13 protein-coding genes are annotated in these 18,140 nt (G+C 45.5%); 7 read left to right on the forward strand and 6 right to left on the reverse strand.

Annotated features, from left to right (window positions below; translation table 11 throughout):
- Positions 1-43: 43 nt before the first annotated feature.
- The gene (locus tag MHO32_RS12185) at positions 44-1,264 is read right to left on the reverse strand and encodes an ROK family transcriptional regulator (protein ID WP_336246148.1); all 1,221 of its coding nucleotides are present in this window, start codon (positions 1,262-1,264) and stop codon (positions 44-46) included.
- A 150-nt stretch (positions 1,265-1,414) separates the two neighbouring features.
- Between MHO32_RS12185 and MHO32_RS12190 the strand changes: the two genes are divergently transcribed.
- The gene (locus MHO32_RS12190; RefSeq protein WP_239212242.1) at positions 1,415-2,287 is read left to right on the forward strand and encodes an aldose 1-epimerase; all 873 of its coding nucleotides are present in this window, start codon (positions 1,415-1,417) and stop codon (positions 2,285-2,287) included.
- Between the two features lie 103 nt (positions 2,288-2,390).
- Here MHO32_RS12190 and MHO32_RS12195 read toward each other — a convergent pair whose 3' ends face one another.
- Genes MHO32_RS12195 through MHO32_RS12215 form a run of 5 tightly spaced genes read right to left on the reverse strand, consistent with a single transcriptional unit; the run spans position 2,391 to position 9,612 of the window.
- Positions 2,391-3,593: a type III PLP-dependent enzyme gene (locus MHO32_RS12195; protein WP_239212263.1), complete on the reverse strand. Its 1,203-nt coding sequence runs from the start codon at positions 3,591-3,593 to the stop codon at positions 2,391-2,393.
- On the reverse strand, positions 3,586-5,412 hold the full coding sequence (locus MHO32_RS12200; RefSeq protein WP_239212266.1) for an IucA/IucC family protein: 1,827 nt from the start codon (positions 5,410-5,412) through the stop codon (positions 3,586-3,588). The genes MHO32_RS12195 and MHO32_RS12200 overlap by 8 nt, the downstream gene beginning before the upstream one ends.
- On the reverse strand, positions 5,348-6,583 hold the full coding sequence (locus MHO32_RS12205; RefSeq protein WP_239212269.1) for an MFS transporter: 1,236 nt from the start codon (positions 6,581-6,583) through the stop codon (positions 5,348-5,350). The genes MHO32_RS12200 and MHO32_RS12205 overlap by 65 nt, the downstream gene beginning before the upstream one ends.
- A 6-nt stretch (positions 6,584-6,589) precedes the next feature.
- On the reverse strand, positions 6,590-8,401 hold the full coding sequence (locus MHO32_RS12210; protein ID WP_239212272.1) for an IucA/IucC family protein: 1,812 nt from the start codon (positions 8,399-8,401) through the stop codon (positions 6,590-6,592).
- Positions 8,398-9,612, reverse strand: coding sequence for an ATP-grasp domain-containing protein (locus MHO32_RS12215; protein ID WP_053053131.1), 1,215 nt, complete (start codon positions 9,610-9,612; stop codon positions 8,398-8,400). Before MHO32_RS12215 ends, MHO32_RS12210 begins: the two co-directional genes overlap by 4 nt.
- A gap of 241 nt (positions 9,613-9,853) precedes the next feature.
- Between MHO32_RS12215 and MHO32_RS12220 the strand changes: the two genes are divergently transcribed.
- The 6 genes from MHO32_RS12220 to fecE all read left to right on the forward strand — a co-directional run bounded on the left by MHO32_RS12220 (position 9,854) and on the right by fecE (position 17,911).
- Positions 9,854-11,890 carry a TonB-dependent receptor gene (locus tag MHO32_RS12220; protein ID WP_009696139.1) on the forward strand — a complete coding sequence of 679 codons (2,037 nt, stop codon included), beginning with the start codon at positions 9,854-9,856 and terminating at the stop codon, positions 11,888-11,890.
- Positions 11,891-12,011: 121 nt separating this feature from the next.
- A complete protein-coding gene (locus tag MHO32_RS12225; protein ID WP_239212275.1) occupies positions 12,012-14,132 on the forward strand; it encodes a TonB-dependent receptor family protein in 2,121 nt (706 codons plus the stop codon).
- Positions 14,133-14,218: 86 nt separating this feature from the next.
- The gene (locus MHO32_RS12230; protein ID WP_050935955.1) at positions 14,219-15,142 is read left to right on the forward strand and encodes a Fe(3+) dicitrate ABC transporter substrate-binding protein; all 924 of its coding nucleotides are present in this window, start codon (positions 14,219-14,221) and stop codon (positions 15,140-15,142) included.
- Positions 15,143-15,198: 56 nt separating this feature from the next.
- A complete protein-coding gene (locus MHO32_RS12235) occupies positions 15,199-16,173 on the forward strand; it encodes a FecCD family ABC transporter permease (protein WP_053053138.1) in 975 nt (324 codons plus the stop codon).
- A complete protein-coding gene (locus MHO32_RS12240) occupies positions 16,173-17,144 on the forward strand; it encodes a FecCD family ABC transporter permease (RefSeq protein WP_017819179.1) in 972 nt (323 codons plus the stop codon). Before MHO32_RS12235 ends, MHO32_RS12240 begins: the two co-directional genes overlap by 1 nt.
- Positions 17,145-17,146: 2 nt before the next feature.
- Positions 17,147-17,911 carry a Fe(3+) dicitrate ABC transporter ATP-binding protein FecE gene (gene fecE, locus MHO32_RS12245; RefSeq protein WP_017819178.1) on the forward strand — a complete coding sequence of 255 codons (765 nt, stop codon included), beginning with the start codon at positions 17,147-17,149 and terminating at the stop codon, positions 17,909-17,911.
- Positions 17,912-18,140: the final 229 nt, after the last annotated feature.

The raw sequence follows: 18,140 nt of genomic DNA on the forward strand, positions 1-18,140 counted from the left end.
AAGGTCGCTATTAAGGTGACCTTCTTTGCGTTTAAATTGGGAGTTACGTATAGAGGTTATCTAACTCTTGCTCAACCCATAGGTAGCTCATCCCGACTATTCGCTCAATTTGCGTTAAATGCCCGAACGAGACTACGGTGAGATCTTGTTTACGAGCATTCTCGTCTTCGAATGGATTAATGAGTGTTTGTTGTGTGATTGTCTTTAACCAACATTCACCTAGAGCACAAGTGTTTCCATACAAGATGATTTTGTTGATGTTGAGTGTGATAAGAAAGTTATAGAGAGATTGTCCAAGAACTGTGGCTGCGTGCATTGCGACTTCCTGTGCAATTTGGTCGTCGTTTTGATACAGCTTAATAAAATCATCGAATACAAAGTCATCGATATGTACAAGTTTGGATGCGTTTTCCTGACGGGAAAGGTATTGCTTACAAAGCGCTGTGGAACTGGCTTCCGTCTCTAAGCAGCCTTCTCGACCACAGCCACAAATGATGCCGTTATTCGCGACTTTAATGTGACCAATCTGCCCACTGCCAAACATCTTTCCTCTGTATATGTCATTGTGGATCAAGAAAGAAGAACCGATACCGTAATCAACGTTGAGTACGCAAAAATCTTCACCGTGATGCCCGTCTAACCACTTTTCAGCTAAGGCTAGCATGACGCAATCATTGTCGACTAGGACCTCAACGAGCAAGCGTTGCTCAAGAAGATATTTTAGCTCGATAGGTTGTGTCCAAGGAGCTTGCGGCATTCGCATGGAAGATCCTACATGAGTATCCACTTGCCCGTGTACGGCAATAGAGAGTCGATAACTAGTATTTGGCTTGGACTGACGGCAAGCAACAATAGCCGTCACGATATCCTCAATTAGTTCGTCAGGTGTTTGTGGGGTAATGGCTTGATCAATAAAGTCCGAAGAGGGCGTCATTTCATTATCGACCATTACCGCTTGGATACGGGTAGGAGAAACACTCATGCACACGGTGTAAGGGCGATCACTTGATACTTTGTACAAGCCGCCAAAGTTACCCTTTGTTGCTTTGGATACACTGAAGTTTTCTACTCGACCTTGCTCAACTAAAGCATCAACAATCTTACTAATAGCAGGAATGCTAAGTTGCGTTTCACGAGCTAACTCTGATTTGGTCATGCCTTTGCTTTTATACAGCAATGCCATCACAAGGCGACAGTTATAGTGTCGAACTTTTTGATTATTCAACCCCTTATGGGCGCCAGATTGAAATGGTTTGTTAGGCATTGTTCGAACATGGCTCTTGGATGATTTAATGTAGAAGGCGCTAACTAAATTCTGTTTAGTTATCTCTGTGACTTTGTTATCAGTTGTTGAATATCTAACTGCATAAAGTAGCTATAAACAAACATATCATAATGAAGTGAAGGTTTATCGATGGCTACTCACACTCTGAATAATGGCAAGTTGAAGTTGGTCGTGAATGAGACTGGAGGGTGCGTTGATTCATTTCAGTATATTAACGGATTCACCTTTGATGTGTTGAGAGCCAGAGTCAATACTTCCAACGGCTTTGCCGGAGATTCAAGTATGTTTCCCATGCTGCCAATGGCGAATCGTATTCGCGGAAATCAATTTGTTTGGCGTGGGCATAAAGTCGTGCTGCCGGTTAGTCGTGCCATCGATGATATGTTTTTCTTGCATGGAAATGGATGGATTTCTGATTGGGGATTACTGACCAAAAACGCAGGTGATGACTTTTTGGAATTAGAGTTAACGTCAAGTATCGACGGCGTATGTGAATACCATGCCAAACAGTCTTATCAACTGTGTGATGACGCCCTTATTGTTACCATGGTTCTGACCAACCTTGGGGATGATGCTTTTCCCTTCGGGGCTGGCTTCCATCCATTTTTCTCAGTTCAGCAAGATACACTTGTAGAGTTCCCGGCGACAGGTTTTTGGTTTGAAGATAAGCAGAATCTTCCTGATCGTTTCGTTAGGCATATACCTTCAGATTACAACTTCAATAGCGAAAAAACAGTGCCCAATTTATGGATCAATAATGGATATCAGATGAGCGATAGCGGAGTTATGGCGTCGCTAAGGCACAAAAATGGGGTGTCAGTATTAGTGTCGAGCCCTTGCCGTTACCTGCAAGTTTATAAGCCCTCGGGTGAAAGCAATTTCCTTTGCCTTGAGCCTCAAAGTCATTATGTTGATGCGCATAACTTTGGTTGTGAAAGCCTGAGCGTTTTATCGCCGCAAGAAAGTATGCAAATCAGTATGTGTATACGAATTGTGACATGAACTTGATGTGAAATGTGCCATAAAAAATCGGTATGAAAGCCCCTAGCGATAGGGGCTTATTCTGTGGAACCATTTATTCTGCAGAACTATTGGATAGTGAGTGTTAGAAATAGTGGAATAGTGGAGGTTCGTGCATTAAGAAGTTTTGATGAGAGATGTTCCAAGCATAGGCGCCAGCAAGCGTGAACACGACATAATCTCCAATATCGAGGTGAGTAATGTTTTGATTTCTTGCAAGAACGTCTTTTGGCGTACAAAGTTGACCGACGAATGTCGCGTGTGAGTGCGTAATCGGCTGTGATATGACTTTGGGTTTATTACTCGCTAAAATCGCAAATGGATGATCGTGACTTTGTGCCGCAGGGGTGCGGAAGTGATGTGTACCACCACGCGCAATGACAAAGTTCTCGCCTAAGTTTTGCTTGATGTCTAACACTTCCATAACGTAATAGCCGCATGGTGCAGAGATGTAACGTCCGCATTCAAATCGCAGTTTCCAATCTTGAACTTGTTCTTTCGCGATCAAAAACTCTAACTTGTCGCAAAATTCAATCCAAGGGAAGTGCTGCTCATCATTTTGGTAGTTAATGCCCATACCTCCGCCAAGGTTGATCATTACTTCATCCAGCTCAAATTGCGTTTGCCAAGCTTTAACGACTTGGAAGTAACGTTGCATTAATGCTAGGTGACGATCTACCTCGAGTTGATGAGACATTAAATGGAAGTGGAAACCTTTTAGGTGCACGTTTGGAAAATCACGCAGCAGAGTGAGGGCGTTACTTAACTCGCTTTCATCCAATCCAAAAGGCGTGGGTTTCCCACCCATGGCGAGTTTGCTTAAGGTGATATCGCCAATATCGATGTTCATTCGTAGAAAAATCGAGGCAGAATGGTTCAGCTTTTCTGTTAATGCACCAATGCGATGCAATTCAGTGAGGCTTTCGACATGAATTGCATCTACGTTGAGCTCAATCGCTTGCTTAAGTTCGCTTGGCATTTTGCCCGGACCACCGAAGATCAAGGGCATATTGAGGTGCTGTTCGTGCAGATGAGCAAGCTCTCCGCCGGACGCAGCTTCGAAACCGTCGACATAAGGCGCGAGTGTTTTCAAGATTGGCTCTGATGGGTTGGCTTTCGCGGCATAAAACAGCTCAACATTTTTGGGTAGAACGTGTTTCATCTGTTTAATGTGTTGCTCCAGCGCCTTTAGGTCATAAAGGTAGGCACATAGTGGCTGCATGTGTTGCTCTGCCAATTGCAAAACTTCTTGTTGGACGTGCAACGGAAGCTGTGAAGAATTAAGCATGATTGGCTCCTTGGTGATTCGCCCATGGCACTGGAACTTGGGTGTAGTTGGATTCTTTATCCGCTCTTTGCATTAAGCGTGTAGTAAAGTTGTTTTTGCTCGGGAAACTGCCGCCGTTTATCAAGGATTCAAGCTCAGGTTGTTTGCCATTGACGGATTGCCAGCGAACAATTGCGCTTTTAACCGAGTTCCAAAGCGTTTTCTCAAGCGTTTGGTCTCCTTCCGCAATAAAGAAAATGGCTTCACTGATGTTGTTGATGAAGGTACAGTAACCAATACGATTCCAACCTTGTTCCCGGCTGTAATAAACCGATTGGCGAGCGCGTTCAGAAAGCTGGTTCAATGACTCCGGTGACCAGAATTCTGGAAGCAATTTGGTGCCTTCTAGATCGCGTATCCACACACAGCAGGGCATGCCTTTTTCAAACCCAATGAGTGTGTTTTGCAAATGAGGCTCAAATGCGACGCCATGTTTAAAGTAGTAGTTGAATACGCCGGGAATTAAGCAGTGTAAGTAGCGCTCAAACCATAAAGTCGCGATGTCGTGGTACGTTGTTTCTGATGCTTGTGCTTTCGTTTCTAATTGAGCAGCGATACAGCTGTCGCCATTGCGATCATAGGCGAATAGTGCTCCCGCTAACGTTGGTTCTAGTACATCAATTTCACACAAGGATAGGTTTTCTCGATATAGGATACCAAACGACTCTCGGGCTTTCGTCAGATCTTCTCTTTGCTCAGAATCAATCGATTCCAAGTTGATGGTGGTGGCAAAAGGTTCCGTCATCACTTTGAAAACCGGATTCTGTAACTGCTCACTTTCTTTTATCGGATGCAAAATCGAGCTCAGTTGCACCGCACTATCGAGTTCATACCATGCGTTTTTACGGACACAATTGGTCAAGCGGACGTTAATCGAGAACTTGGCGAACCATTCTGTTTCAGGGTGGTACATGGTACGCACCGATGATGTCGGCAGCATTTTTTCTCCGCCTAGCCCTAATGGCGTCATTTTGCCTTGTTCAATCGCTCGTTGAACTAATGGGTTTTGCAAGATCGTGTAGCTCTCCCATGGATGGCAAGGGTAGAGGGTGGCGTCTCCAGAGTGCGGCTTTTCTGGTGCCAATTGCTCAATCATCGACTTAGGAGTATGACGTTCATCCGAGCGAAGCACATCGAGCAATGTATTATCCACTTCAAACCAATATAGCGGGACGCTGGCTCCCACTTCTGGTGAGCATGCTAATAGATCATCCATACTCACGCCGGAACGGCTTTTTGGCGTTGGGTGGAAGGAGTGCCCCCAAAGCAATGACTGCTCTGAAGCGATAAAAGCATTGTGCTGTTGAGGTCTTGTGTTTGCGTTTAGAAATTGCTCCGTTACCAACAGGCTGTTTTCCATTTGAGCCACAAGCTCGTTGTTGAATGGAATCGCTAACACTTGTTTTAGATAGTTCAGTAACAGTGTCAGTGTTTGGATTGCATCTAATTTATGCCATCCAGAGCCCGGCATTTTGCTCCAGGGCATATCAATCAGTTTGACTTTACCAAGCTGACTCACGTACTCAGCAGGCAACAACAAAACACCGTTTTGATGGGGAAGATGAATGCCCACGCGCTGTTGTTGTGAATAGTTACGCTTCAATGTTTGTGGTAAAGACGTTGAACGGTACTGCCATTCAACTTGCTTGTTAGGGATCGCGTATTCGCGTAGATAGCAGTTGACGACGCCCGTTATGGTGTTGAGCTGAGCTTTTCTATTGTTGAGTTGTGCTTGGCTTTTCGCAAGCGTTTCGCTTGGAGACAATGGCGTTTGTAACATGTTGATGTCCAAATTTTGAATGGATGATCAGTGCGATAAGAGTCAAAGCACTGACCAACGCAGAAAGGAGAAAAGGAACGTCGAGCGAATAGAAGCGGATAATAGAAGATGCGCTAAGACCTGCGGCAACTCCGCCCCATTTAGACATTGCATCAAAGCGAGAAAACACTTTGCCGCATTGTTGCCTATTAAGTCGGGTTGCAAGCGCTTGATGTAAACCTTGGTAACAGCAAACCATGCCACAGCCAAACACGATGCGAGCTACGATCAATAAGACTTCATGTTGAACGAGGTGCATGACGCAACTGAGGGAGAGTAAGGCAAAACCCAACCAAAGTGTACGTTGCTGCTGGTGGCGGTTGATCTTCTCTGAAAGTGCATGAATCTTGGTTGCAAACACAAGATAAACACCATGCGGAAGCGCATACAAGAAGCCGATCCATGCCGGATTCACGTTGCCGTATTGCTCAACATAAGGCGAGAAGTACGGGAAGGTCACTACCATAGCGAAAGCAAAGCTAAACTGAGCGCCAAAAACCCAATATAGAGCACGTAACGAGCAGTCCGACATAACATCAGATTTGTCTACAAGAGCGTCCGATTGGGGGGAAGGCGTTTCGGTTTGATCGACGGGTAGGGTAAGCGTGATCGCAAATGCCACAAGTGGCAATACGGCTAACCACAGGTATGCATTCAGCGGGTTGGATTCCGATAACGTCCATCCTAGCCCAATGGGTGCCACTATCAGAGCCAAACGAGCAGATAGTTGGGTTTTATTGAGCGTTTTACTCAGCGCTTTCGCATCTTCTATTTGGCTTGAAAGGTAGCTATTAGACGCTGCCATTGTTCCGCCAAACGTTCCTTGAATAATGAGACCAAACACAAACATGGGTAGCGTTGTTGCTAAGCCACACAGCATAAACCCCGCGGCGAGACCAACTTGAGCGCGCAGTAGAGAACGGCGTCTGCCGTATTGGTCGGCAAACTGCCCCCAAAAACGAGCGGCCATAGCAGTGCAGAAGGTAGGGAGAATAAACAAAACACCTGCCCAGTCTGCATTTATGTGGGCTCCAAAAGTGGGTAACACCGTCGGTAAGAACAACGGCATGCCTAACGCAGCAAATGCAGCGATAAAATGGCAAAGCAGTACGCTGTAGATGAGTTTGGTCATGATTAATTAGCCCACGCTCTGTTTAATGGCAGTGAGATAAGCATGTTGAGCGTCTTCGCTGGTTAACAACAAGAAGTTGGGCGCGGATAACCCATAATATTTGTTGATATCGCTTGCACCTGATGCTTCTTTGGAAAGTAGGCTCCCTGAGCTCAACAAATATTTGGCGTACAAATCTGGGGAATCAAACAAGAGTTCGCGTGCCAATTTTGTTTCGTGACCTTGTGCGCCTAAGTAGTCGATATAATAAGCGAGGCTTCGTGCGACTACTGCGTACAAAGAGGCGCTTGAAGCAATCCCTTTCGCTGCCATTGCCTCTACAATCGCGGCAATATCCAGTTGTAGCGTAATCGTGGTAAACATCTGACCCAAGGCGAGTTCATTATCGACCTTAATTCGTTGATCCAGTAGTTGATCGCACTGAACAGGGGAATGCTGTTCAAACGCTTTGAAACGATTTGGCCAGATACGAGCGGCGTCATTGTCCTTCATAGCTAACGTCATTTTGCCTTCTTTATTGAACGCAATGATGGCGTTTTGCTGATTGGATTCCAAAGCAATGCCATAACGCAACCAAAGAGTCAGATGCACTTTACATAACAGATCAACGTAGTCGGTAAACCAAGCCAATGTATCTTGCTGGTAGTATTGTTCAGCGAGATGCTCAAGGAACAAGCGACCATCAGGCATTGGGCTGGCAAGGGCTGCAACAGGCACTAATGCTTGGTCTTCGCAGTGGTGAACAGGGTATTCGCGCACAATGTAAGCGAACGTTTTATCATCGCCAACGTGCCCACCATGCTTTTCGTTACAGTGGAAAAGCGTGCCACTTAGCTCACTATCACTTTGTTCTAAATGCGTTAACAAACGCTCAAACCAATGACCGTCATACAGTGTCGATGGTTTAATAAGACGAATGTTCTTAGTTCCTAACGAACGCATAATAAGTGGCACTTTTATATGAACATTCGGTGTTTGGTTCACTACCACAGTGCGCACCGATAAGGTTGGTGTCACCTCAAGAAAAGCGAGTGGCGCTTCAATCACGCCTTCAGGTAGTGACTCTAAACTGCGTAAAGTTAACGGATGAGCAGGGAACAAGTCATGACTCAGTGAGAAGTCGGCAGGCAATCCAACTTGCTCCATTGTCGGCCAGCACTCAGGAGGCGCAGAGGTTAAGGTCACTAGTGATTTATCAATGGCTAACCAACGCAAAGTAAAACTCTTGGCAAACTCCGGTGCATATTGCGCTAAGTCATTATCATTCAGTCCAAATTTTGCTCGAGCTGTCGGATAGTATGGATGATCCAAATATGAAGCGATTTGGTCTGCTTGTAACAGTTTACGTTCCCAACCATTGAGTTCCGATATTGGCTGCATCAATGCTGCTGAGTTTTGCTCGAATGCTTTGTCACATAAGCCTTTATGCTTTTCCGCACATTCGAGCTCTTGTAGATATCCATCGAGTAACGAATGAGAGCTTTCGTGAGCACAAGCTTTTAATACTTCAATCCAATCGCGGTAATGTTGTTGTGATTCAACGGTTCCATTTTTCTCTACAAACCAGCAGGTTGGCGCATGGTGGTTAGTCACGCCGTAGACCCATCGCTGCATGTAATAAAAAGGCGTAACAGGTAAGTAAAGATTTAAATCTTGTGTTGAGAAGGCGAGCCAAGTTTGGTCTGCGCCATAAGCATTGATGTTCAATTTGTTGGGTAAAGCATTAATGAAAGCGCCTTGAGAAACTAAACCAAATAAATCTTCGCGTAGACACGTATCGATTAAACGCTGGGTGAGATATAAAACGTTGTCGTTCATGCCGTTACCTCTTCGACTGGCACAAGGTTGAAAGTGGCGAGAGCCTGTTTGAGTGAAGGCTGCAATGACTGTCCGGATGGTGAGCTAATGGAAATCCTGGCTAGGTAGTCTTTGTTTGAATAGCTTTGTTGGATGTGCTCTCCAGCGGGCTTAAGAACCTGTTGTTGCGTAACAATATCGCCTTCTTGATGAATGAAAGATGTTGATGTACCTGCTATGGTTCCGCTCGTGTCGGCGACAACATAGTGCACTTGAGCGCTACCTTGGATAGTGAAGTCCAGTTCAAGTTTGTCGCCAAGATGCAGTTTTAAAATGGTGCTAAACCACTGATGATGGCTCAGGTTATTAAGTAGAAACTCGCGTCCATCTCCGATACTGCGATAATTGACCTCCACCAACACGGGGCCGGAATCGGTGATAATAAATTCGCTATGGCACACGCCGAATCCGACACCAAAAACTTTCAACTGGCGGAGGCATTCGTCACGAAATTGGACGCTGTGAGTACCATTCCAACACGCCGCCATCTCGATAAAGTGCGGTGGGGCAGACAGTTCGACATCAAACCCACCAACGGCGAGTAAGTTATCGCCATCCCCTAATGTTTCTATTGTGATAAGCGGGCCCTGCAAAAACTCTTCAACCAAGACAGGAGTGGTTGGGTGTTTTTGCCAGAATGCATCGCAATAATCCCCAAGTGCGGCATCGGTGTCGCAGCGTTGAACATCCAAACTTGCAACGCCTTCCTTTGGCTTTGCGACGACAGGGAAATTGAGTGTCTTGCGAGGCGATGAGTCACCTTGATGCAGCAAGATACTTGGTGTGCTTGGCAATGATTTGTCATTGAGGACTTGGCGAGTTAGGTGCTTGTTCTTAGCTTTTAACGTCACAGTCCAGTCTTTAGCGGGCAAGTTAAAGAATTGAGCACAGATAGCCGTTGAAGTTTGCAAATGATCGCTGTTACTAAAAATAGCGCTAGGGTGTAATTCGTGCTCCGTGATGACCTCGATGAGTTCAAGTGGATTGAAAACATCACATTCTAGAATGTCATCGGGGGTGAACTGGTTATCTTCACTGGCCAACTTGAGATGGTTGAGCTTATGGTCAGTGATCAACACGACGTGAAGACCCATCGCTTTTGCTGCAGGTACGAAGCCGTGGGTGACTGCATCATTAACGACATGACTCACGATGATCATCGTTGATTTCATGGGACTTTCCTAATTTTTCTAACGTTGTTACTGCGTGCTCACAGCCGGCTTCCAATGCGTCTCTTTCGCGGTATTTTAGGGAAAGGTTTTATTATTATTCTGATTTTATTGATTATTTTGTTATTTCCCCAGTTACATGGGGCAAACAAATATAGATCATAATTTTTATATTGCAAACACAAATGATATTGGTTTACATTCGCACCTGTTGGCAATTTTATAAACTAACGGAATTAAAAAAATGGAAATGAAGTTGACCTTGTCCCCATTAGCATTAGCTATAGGTGGAACGTTAACTGCAGTGGCAGTCGTGCCGAGTGTATCGGCATCAGAAAACGTTGAAGCGAATGAAACCGTACAAGTTGTTGGTCATAGGTACGAAGGTTACGCCGAGCACATGCCACAGTCAGGCACCAAAACGGACGTTGAATGGTTAGACGTTCCGCAAGCGGTATCGGTTGTGACTAAGACTGAAATGCAAGATCGCGGAGCAGTGCGCTTAGTTGACGCGCTAGATGGTGTCGCTGGTGTGAACAATACCTTAGGCGAGGGTAGCCGAGATCAGTTTGTGATTCGTGGATTCGACGCCCTTAATGATATGTATCGTGATGGAATGAGAGATGACGGTACATTGCAGTCCTACCGTAGTCTGGCAAACATTGAACGTGTCGAGGTGGTAAAAGGACCTGCTGGTGCGCTGTATGGCAGAGGCTCGGCGGGTGGCATCATTAATTTGGTGACCAAACGTGCTAATGGTGACAATTTCACGAATGTGAATGGCAGTGTTGGCAGTAACAATCAATTTGTTGGTCAGATTGATAGTTCTATGGCATTTAGCGACAAGGTCAATGGTCGTATTAACTTAGAGTATCGCCAAGCAGACTCTTACGTAAACCATGTCGATTCTAATGATTTCTTTATTGCACCGACGATTCGCGTATTACCTGCTGATGGGCATACCATTGATTTTGATGTTGAATATGCCCATCAAGAGCTAGTTCCTTACCGAGGTGTGCCATCAAAAAACGGCAAGCCAGTTGACGTTTCAGAAAGCACGTTCTTTGGTGGAACCAATGACTACCAAGAATCGGACAGCCTTCGTATTGCAGTTAATTATGAATGGCGTTTAAACGATGAATGGGCTTGGACAAACCGTGCTTCATACAACCGCATTGAACTGGAACAAAAGGGCACTCGTCAAGGTGCTGTTGTGGGTGATGAAGTTTCTCAAACGGTGAACAATTTTGGCTACGACCCTCGCACAACAACGACTCTGCAATCTGAGTTAGTTTGGGAGACAGAATCCAACCAAATGATGATTGGCGCAGACTATAACCAGATCAATATTGATTTGACTTTAGCCAGTGACAAGACGCTGCCTCCAAAAAATATTTACAACCCTACAGTAGGACCAACGCCAAACCCTGGCTTTAAACCTTTCCGTGATAACACGACCACAACAGCGGGCATCTACATTCAAGATGTTTACACGTTTGGTGATCTTTCTGTGATTGGTAACGTGCGTTATGACTCAATGGATCTTGAGCAGCAAAAAGCCGGGGCAGCGAAAGAAGATCTCGACGATAACAAAGTCAGCTACCGTGCTGGTTTGGTCTACCGAATTAACTATGACATGTCTGTGTATGCGAGTTTAGCGCGTTCATGGCAGTTACCTTACTCTGGTATTTACATCAATCCAAAACTGGCTGAATTTTTCCATACCGACCTGAAAGAAGTTGGCGCAAAAGCCTATCTATTAGACAACGCTCTAATGCTGAACGCTGCTGTGTTCCAAATCGACCAAGAACAACCGCAAACCAATATCGATGGTGATGTGATCAATAAGATTGAAGCTCGCCATCAGGGTATCGAATTGGAAGCGCGCGGTCAGATCACGCAGCAATGGGATATCTCAGTTGGTTATAGCTACCTTGATGCGGAAGACAAAGACACGGGTAAAAAACCAAATGACGTGTCTGACCACCTGTTCTCATTGTGGAGCACGTATCAGCTTGATGACAACTGGCGTTTAGGCGGTGGTGTTAAGTACGTAGGTGACCGCTACGCTGGTAACGATGAAGCGGTAGCACTTGGTGATTACACTACAGTGGATTTGATGGCTGCTTACACAACAGGTCGTCACAAAATCCAAGCAAACGCTTACAACGTGTTTGATGAGAAATACATCCTAGGTGCCACCAATGGCAAGTCTGGATTGAACCAGATTGGTTACGGTGCGCCAGCAGAATTCATGCTCAGCTATGGATACCGATTCTAATTATTTTCGAATTCTCGCTACTTGTTAGCGAGCTTTCTTACCTCGTTTTGAGGATTGTTAGCCCATAGGGTCAAAGCCGCTTTTTTCTCTTTGACCCTTACTTCTCTTAAAGGAGACCCCCATGCTTTACCAAAATATGGATGGTAACCCCCAAGCTAAGCTGCGTTTAAGTGTGCTTGCGACCGCGATTGCTTCTGTCACCTCCATGAATGCATTTGCTGCCTCTGAACCTCAAACCACTACGATGGAGACGGTTGTTGTCACTGCGAGTGTTATCGGCAATTCAGCAATAGAAGATGTAAAAGAATACCCAGGAGCACGTACGGTCCTGACGAGTGAGCAAATTGAAAAGACGGCCGCTCATTCAATCGATTCAGCGCTGCAAAGTGTACCTGGTATTAAGGTGCAAGATGAAACTGGCACCGGTGTACTGCCTAACATTTCGGTTCGAGGCTTAAAAGCAAGTCGCAGTGGTCATGCTCAGTTCTTGATGGATGGTGTCCCTCTTACGCTGGCGCCATATGGTCACACCGGACAATCCATTTTCCCAGCAACGTTATCCATGATTGATCGCATCGATATTGTACGTGGTGGTGCGGCTGTTCAATATGGTCCAAACAACGTGGGTGGCGTCATTAACTTGGTGACTAAACCGATTCCAAACACTTGGCAGACTGAAATAAGTAACCGCTTAACTGTGTTTGAAGGCGGCGATACGCCACTGAACGACTTCTATTTAAGAACGGGCGGGTGGTTAACGGATACGTTTGCAATTCAATTAGAAGGTAACTTTTTAAAAGGCGAAAGCTTCAGAGAACATTCTGATACAGACGTAAAAAACTTCCAAGTTAAAGCAAACTGGTTGTTGAGCGACACTCAAGAGTTGCAAGCATTCATTCAAAGGTATGATGCGGACACACAAATGCCCGGCGCCTTGTCGCCAGACGATTATAAAAAAGATCGCAACCAATCTAAGCGTCCTTACGATGAATATCAGGGGAAATCAACGCGTTGGAGTTTGAAATACATTCAAGACTTAAATATTGCGGACAGTGCAGAGCTGCAAGTTCAAGCCTTTGGTCATAACTCTGAGCGTTTCTTCCAGTGGGGCTTTAATGGCGCAGGTGGTCACTGGGCAGATCCAGCTTTGCCTTCAACTGACGTGCGTACTTCTCCACGAGAGTTCAAAGTATATGGAGTAGAACCTAAGCTCGCGATGCACTTTGGCGAAGGCAGTGCGGTGACGCAAAACTGGATCGTTGGTGCTCGCTATGTAAATGAAGACATCGACTACAAGCTGACTCAAACTCCAATTGCTGGCGGTGCGACGAAAGTACCTCGTGATTGGCATTTGGATACCGATGCATTTGCTGGCTATATTAGCAATGAAGTAGGTCTGTTTAATGATGCGTTAAAAGTAACTCCGGGCATTCGCTACGAGTCTGTCGACATGACGTTTGATGACTTAGGAAAAGCACAGAGTACAGATAACAAAGTGACGGAATGGCTACCGGGTCTAACGGTCGCGTATAATCTGACTGAGCAATGGGTTGGTTATGCGAACGCTCAGAAATCGTTGCGCGCACCTCAAATTGCATACATTCGAGGTTTAGGTAAAGAGGGCAGTGAGCTTGCGTGGAACTACGAGTTGGGTGCTCGTTATACACATGATTCAACCAGCTTTAACGCTGCTTTGTACCGTATTGACTTTAAAGACCAACTACAATGGCAAAGTGCAACCCAAACCTTTGAAAACATTGGTAAGACGCTTCACCAAGGTATTGAGCTATCGGCTCGTTACGTTCCTGAATCCGTACAAGCACTTAGCCTAGGTGCAAGCTACAACTACTTAGACGCCACGCTAGAAGAAGAGGGCGCCAACAAGGGTAATCAACTTCCTTATACGTCAAAACATCAGCTTAGCTGGGATGCTACCTACGCGTTCTCAAAAGTAGATACAACACTATCTGGCTACTACTTCAGTGACGCATATTCTGACAACGCAAATACGAGTGAAGAAGACGCGACGGGTGCGAAGGGTAAAGTACCGGCTTACATGGTTTGGAACTTCAACCTTGGTACTGATCTGTACAAGGATGACAAGGGTAAGCTACGTATGAATGTTGCTGTGAACAACTTGTTTGATGAGGACTACTATTTCCGAGGTATTGATACCAGCCCTGTTGGTCGATACCCGGCGCCGGGACGTTCTTACACCTTGGACCTGAATTACCAGTTCTAGCTCGTTATTGATTGATATTAACACAATTCAAAGTCGCCAATTTACGTTGGCGACTTTCACGATCTTAGTGTTGGGGATATAAAAACATGGAAAACGAATCTCGGTTTCTATCGATGAACTTACGGCTTGCTGCATTTCTCTTATTGTTCATAAGCGTTATGTCTTTTCCAAGTTCAGCAAAAACTCGTGTCGTACAAGATGAACAAGGGACATTTAAATTAGAAAGCACACCTAAACGCGTTGTCGTTTTGGAGTTTTCTTTTGTGGATGCGTTAGCAGCAGTTGATGTGTCACCCGTCGGTGTTGCAGATGACAACGATGCATCAAGAGTGATCACAGCAGTACGTGATTTAGTTCAGCCATGGCAATCTGTTGGTATGCGTTCTCAGCCGAGTTTAGAGGCTATCGCTGTGCTAAAACCGGATTTGATCATTGCGGATGCAGAGCGCCACCGCACGATCTATCAAGACCTCAATCGCATCGCACCCACGTTGCTGCTAAAAAGCCGTGGTGAAACGTATCATGAAAATCTAGAGTCTGCGCGTAAGATAGGAATCGCACTTAACAAGCAAAAAGCGATGAACAAGCGCATTCAATTGCATCAACAAACCATGGCTGAGTATAAGCGGCATTTTGCGCTTAAACAGACGGTACAGTTTGCGGTGGTGTCAGACAAAGGTATGTGGCTCCACAGCCCTAAATCCTATGCTGGTGGTGTTCTTAGCGAGTTAGGCATTACGAGCCCACTAGTGCAGGCTACGGAAAAAGCTTATCTGCCTGCGAGCTTTGAATTGCTATTAAAAACAAACCCGGATTGGTTGCTGATTGGTGCATACTCGCAACCAAACATCATTGATGAATGGAAAAAGAACCCGTTGTTCACGTTGTTATCTTCAGCAAAAGCACAGCATATTGTTGAAGTGTCACCGGAGCTTTGGTCTCTTAATCGAGGCATGCTAGCAGCAGAGAAAATGGCGCAGAACTTAGAACAGATTTTGGGTTCGTCATGAACAAAGCAACGATATTGAAAGAAAGCCCTCATCAGCCTCAAGTGCCATGGAAAGCGATGTTTGTTGTCGCTATTGTTTTGGCTTTGGTTCTGACAGGGTACGTAGCTTCAATGCTTGGCTGGTCAAACTTTTCACTCACACTCAATGATTTAGTGGGGTATTGGTTTTCATTTGATGAAACCAACATGAGCCATCAAATCCTTGCTACGTTACGTGCTCCGAGAGCGTTTGCTGGGTTAACAATTGGAGCTTGCCTCGCTGTTGCTGGTTTATTGATGCAGGGTTTGACGCGCAACGCGTTGGCATCGCCCTCAATTTTAGGTATTAACGCTGGTGCAGCGTGTTTTATGGCTTTCGCTGCCATTGGCGTGCCGATAGTCAGCGATATCAACCCAATTCTTAATGCTGTACTTGGCGCACTACTTAGTGGCGTTTCTGTAATGATGCTTGGTGGTTTTTTTTCTATTCGCTCGCATCCTCTGCGTTTGGTTTTAGCAGGTATAGCAGTTAGCGCTCTACTGCTTGGTCTTACCCGAGCGGCGCTTATTCTTGCGGATGACATGGCTTACAGTGTATTGCATTGGCTGACGGGGTCTTTAGCAAGTGTGGACGAGGAACAATGGAACCAACTGTGGCCGCCAGCATTGACTGGATTGGTTCTCGCAATGGGGTTGGCTCGCAATCTCAATTTACTGGCTCTTGGAGAAGAAGTCGCGGTTGGATTAGGTAGCAACATCCAGATGACTCGGCTCGTTACGGGCATCACTATTGTTTTATTGGCGGGAACGTGCGTTGCCATTGCGGGGCCTATTGGCTTTGTTGGTCTTCTTGTTCCTCACTTAGTAAGACCAATAGTCGGTCATAACTATCATTTACTGATCCCATGCTCGGCACTGATCGGGGCAGCTCTGGTTGCTTGGTCTGATGCATTATCACGTGCCATCGCGTTTCCCACTGAAACACCGGTTGGCGTGCTTACTGCGTTGATTGGCACACCTTGTTTTATCCTTGTTGCGATGAGGAGGTCGTAATGCTTCATCAAACAAAACTGGCATTGTTGTTTGGGCTTGTTGCTTTGGCTGCTGTTGCGAGCTTATTAGTTGGAGCCGCTTCGCTTTCTGCTTCTCAAGTCATGACGCTCCTTGTTTCTTTTTCAAACGACGACTTTGTTATTCATCAATACCGCTTTCCTCGCACTTTACTCGCAATTGGCGTTGGAGCTGGGCTCGGGTTATCAGGATTATTAGTTCAAGGTGTTATTAGAAATCCGCTAGCTTCTCCGGACTTGATGGGAATTAGTGCAGGAGCGGGGTTAGCGGCAACGGCAAGCTTGGTATGGTTTCCTAATACCTCACTCAGTTGGCTACCTTTGATCGCAATGGCAGGAGGTCTATTTGCAGCAGGTTTCATTGCGATGCTGGCTTGGCGTTCAAAACCTACACCTGCAAGATTAGCGTTAATTGGTATCGCCGTTAGTGCTTTTCTCGCCAGTGGTATCGACTTCTTGTTGGTCACGCATCCCATTGAAATCAACACTGCGATGGTTTGGTTAACAGGTAGCCTTTGGGGGCGAAACTGGCAGCAAGTGCCTTTCATTTGGGGGGCGCTCTTATTGCTGATACCGCTAGCGCTGTGGTTAGCATGGCGATTAGATGTCATGGGGTTGGGTGAAGAAAGCGCAACCACTTTAGGGGCGAAGCCAACGCAGATCCAAGTGGTTGCGTTGTTAGCAGCGGTGCTTCTAGCCAGTATCAGTGTATCTGTTGCCGGAACGATTAGCTTCGTCGGACTATTAGCGCCACATTTGGCCCGTTTGTTGTTTGGGCATAACCATAAATTGTTGATTCCCGGATCTGCACTGGTTGGCGCATTACTGGTTACTTGTGCTGATGCCTTGGCTCGTGGGATTCAACCACCGATTGAATTACCTGCTGGAGTGCTTACGTCCGTTATCGGAGCGCCTTATTTTATTTTTCTTCTATATCGTTATCGAGGTTGGTAATCATGCTAAAGACGCAGAACCTTTCCGTCGCCTATGGCAAAAATACAATCATTCCGAATTTGTCAGTCTCAATTCCAAAAGGGAAAATTACCGCGTTGATAGGACCAAACGGCTGCGGTAAATCGACGTTATTGAAGACCTTAGTAAGGATTAACAAACCTTTATCTGGTGATGTCTTTTTTAATGAAAAACCGTTGTCGAGTTATGGAGATAAACGCCTAGCTCGCTCGTTATCACTGTTGCCCCAAATCTTAGTAAGCCCAGAAGGAATCACAGTAAGAAAACTGGTTGAGTACGGCCGTTCTCCCTATTTGTCCCATTGGGGAAGGTTAGGGAAGGATGATAAAACGATTGTGGAACAAGCAATGCATGATACAGGCGTATTCGAATTTGCCGATAAACCGGTTGAATCATTATCCGGCGGGCAACGTCAAAGAGCATGGATTGCGATGGTCATGGCACAAGATACAGAGGTCGTGATGTTAGATGAACCGACCACCTACCTTGATATGTCGCATCAAGTCGAGTTGATGAATTTGATGCAACAAATGAATGCCAATGGAAAAACCGTGGTGGTTGTCTTGCATGATCTTAACCAAGCATGCCGTTACTGCGACCATCTCATTGTCCTTGAACAAGGTCAACTTATTGCAGAGGGGTCACCGGATGAAGTGTTTACTGAGTCATTACTTGATGAGGTTTTTGACCTGAAAGCGAAAGTATTCCGTGACCCGATTTCTGATACTCCGATGTGTGTTGCTGTCTAATAGACGTAAAATAACTTGCCCTTCAACAGTGACCAATTATTGGTTGCTGTTGATTAAAAACTGCTACAAAATTAATCGTTTCGATAAAAATTACTCAGCGTAAAATAAGGTGGTTTAAAATGAACCGATAGGGTGCTAATGGTACACTGTACTCATATAGATACATTGTCATTTAGCGTTTGAACCACTCCCCCCGCTAATTAGCTAACCAAGCGTTCAAACGTTGAGA

This window comes from Vibrio sp. MMH1-50, from assembly GCF_022347645.1.
Classification (GTDB): domain Bacteria; phylum Pseudomonadota; class Gammaproteobacteria; order Enterobacterales; family Vibrionaceae; genus Vibrio; species Vibrio harveyi.

Coding starts and splice junctions, on each gene's coding strand:
- MHO32_RS12185 (WP_336246148.1), bottom strand. CDS start 1,264: ATGCCTAACAAACCATTTCAATCTGGCGCCCATAAGGGGTTGAATAAT.
- MHO32_RS12190 (WP_239212242.1), top strand. CDS start 1,415: ATGGCTACTCACACTCTGAATAATGGCAAGTTGAAGTTGGTCGTGAAT.
- MHO32_RS12195 (WP_239212263.1), bottom strand. CDS start 3,593: ATGCTTAATTCTTCACAGCTTCCGTTGCACGTCCAACAAGAAGTTTTG.
- MHO32_RS12200 (WP_239212266.1), bottom strand. CDS start 5,412: ATGTTACAAACGCCATTGTCTCCAAGCGAAACGCTTGCGAAAAGCCAA.
- MHO32_RS12205 (WP_239212269.1), bottom strand. CDS start 6,583: ATGACCAAACTCATCTACAGCGTACTGCTTTGCCATTTTATCGCTGCA.
- MHO32_RS12210 (WP_239212272.1), bottom strand. CDS start 8,401: ATGAACGACAACGTTTTATATCTCACCCAGCGTTTAATCGATACGTGT.
- MHO32_RS12215 (WP_053053131.1), bottom strand. CDS start 9,612: ATGAAATCAACGATGATCATCGTGAGTCATGTCGTTAATGATGCAGTC.
- MHO32_RS12220 (WP_009696139.1), top strand. CDS start 9,854: ATGGAAATGAAGTTGACCTTGTCCCCATTAGCATTAGCTATAGGTGGA.
- MHO32_RS12225 (WP_239212275.1), top strand. CDS start 12,012: ATGCTTTACCAAAATATGGATGGTAACCCCCAAGCTAAGCTGCGTTTA.
- MHO32_RS12230 (WP_050935955.1), top strand. CDS start 14,219: ATGGAAAACGAATCTCGGTTTCTATCGATGAACTTACGGCTTGCTGCA.
- MHO32_RS12235 (WP_053053138.1), top strand. CDS start 15,199: ATGTTTGTTGTCGCTATTGTTTTGGCTTTGGTTCTGACAGGGTACGTA.
- MHO32_RS12240 (WP_017819179.1), top strand. CDS start 16,173: ATGCTTCATCAAACAAAACTGGCATTGTTGTTTGGGCTTGTTGCTTTG.
- fecE (WP_017819178.1), top strand. CDS start 17,147: ATGCTAAAGACGCAGAACCTTTCCGTCGCCTATGGCAAAAATACAATC.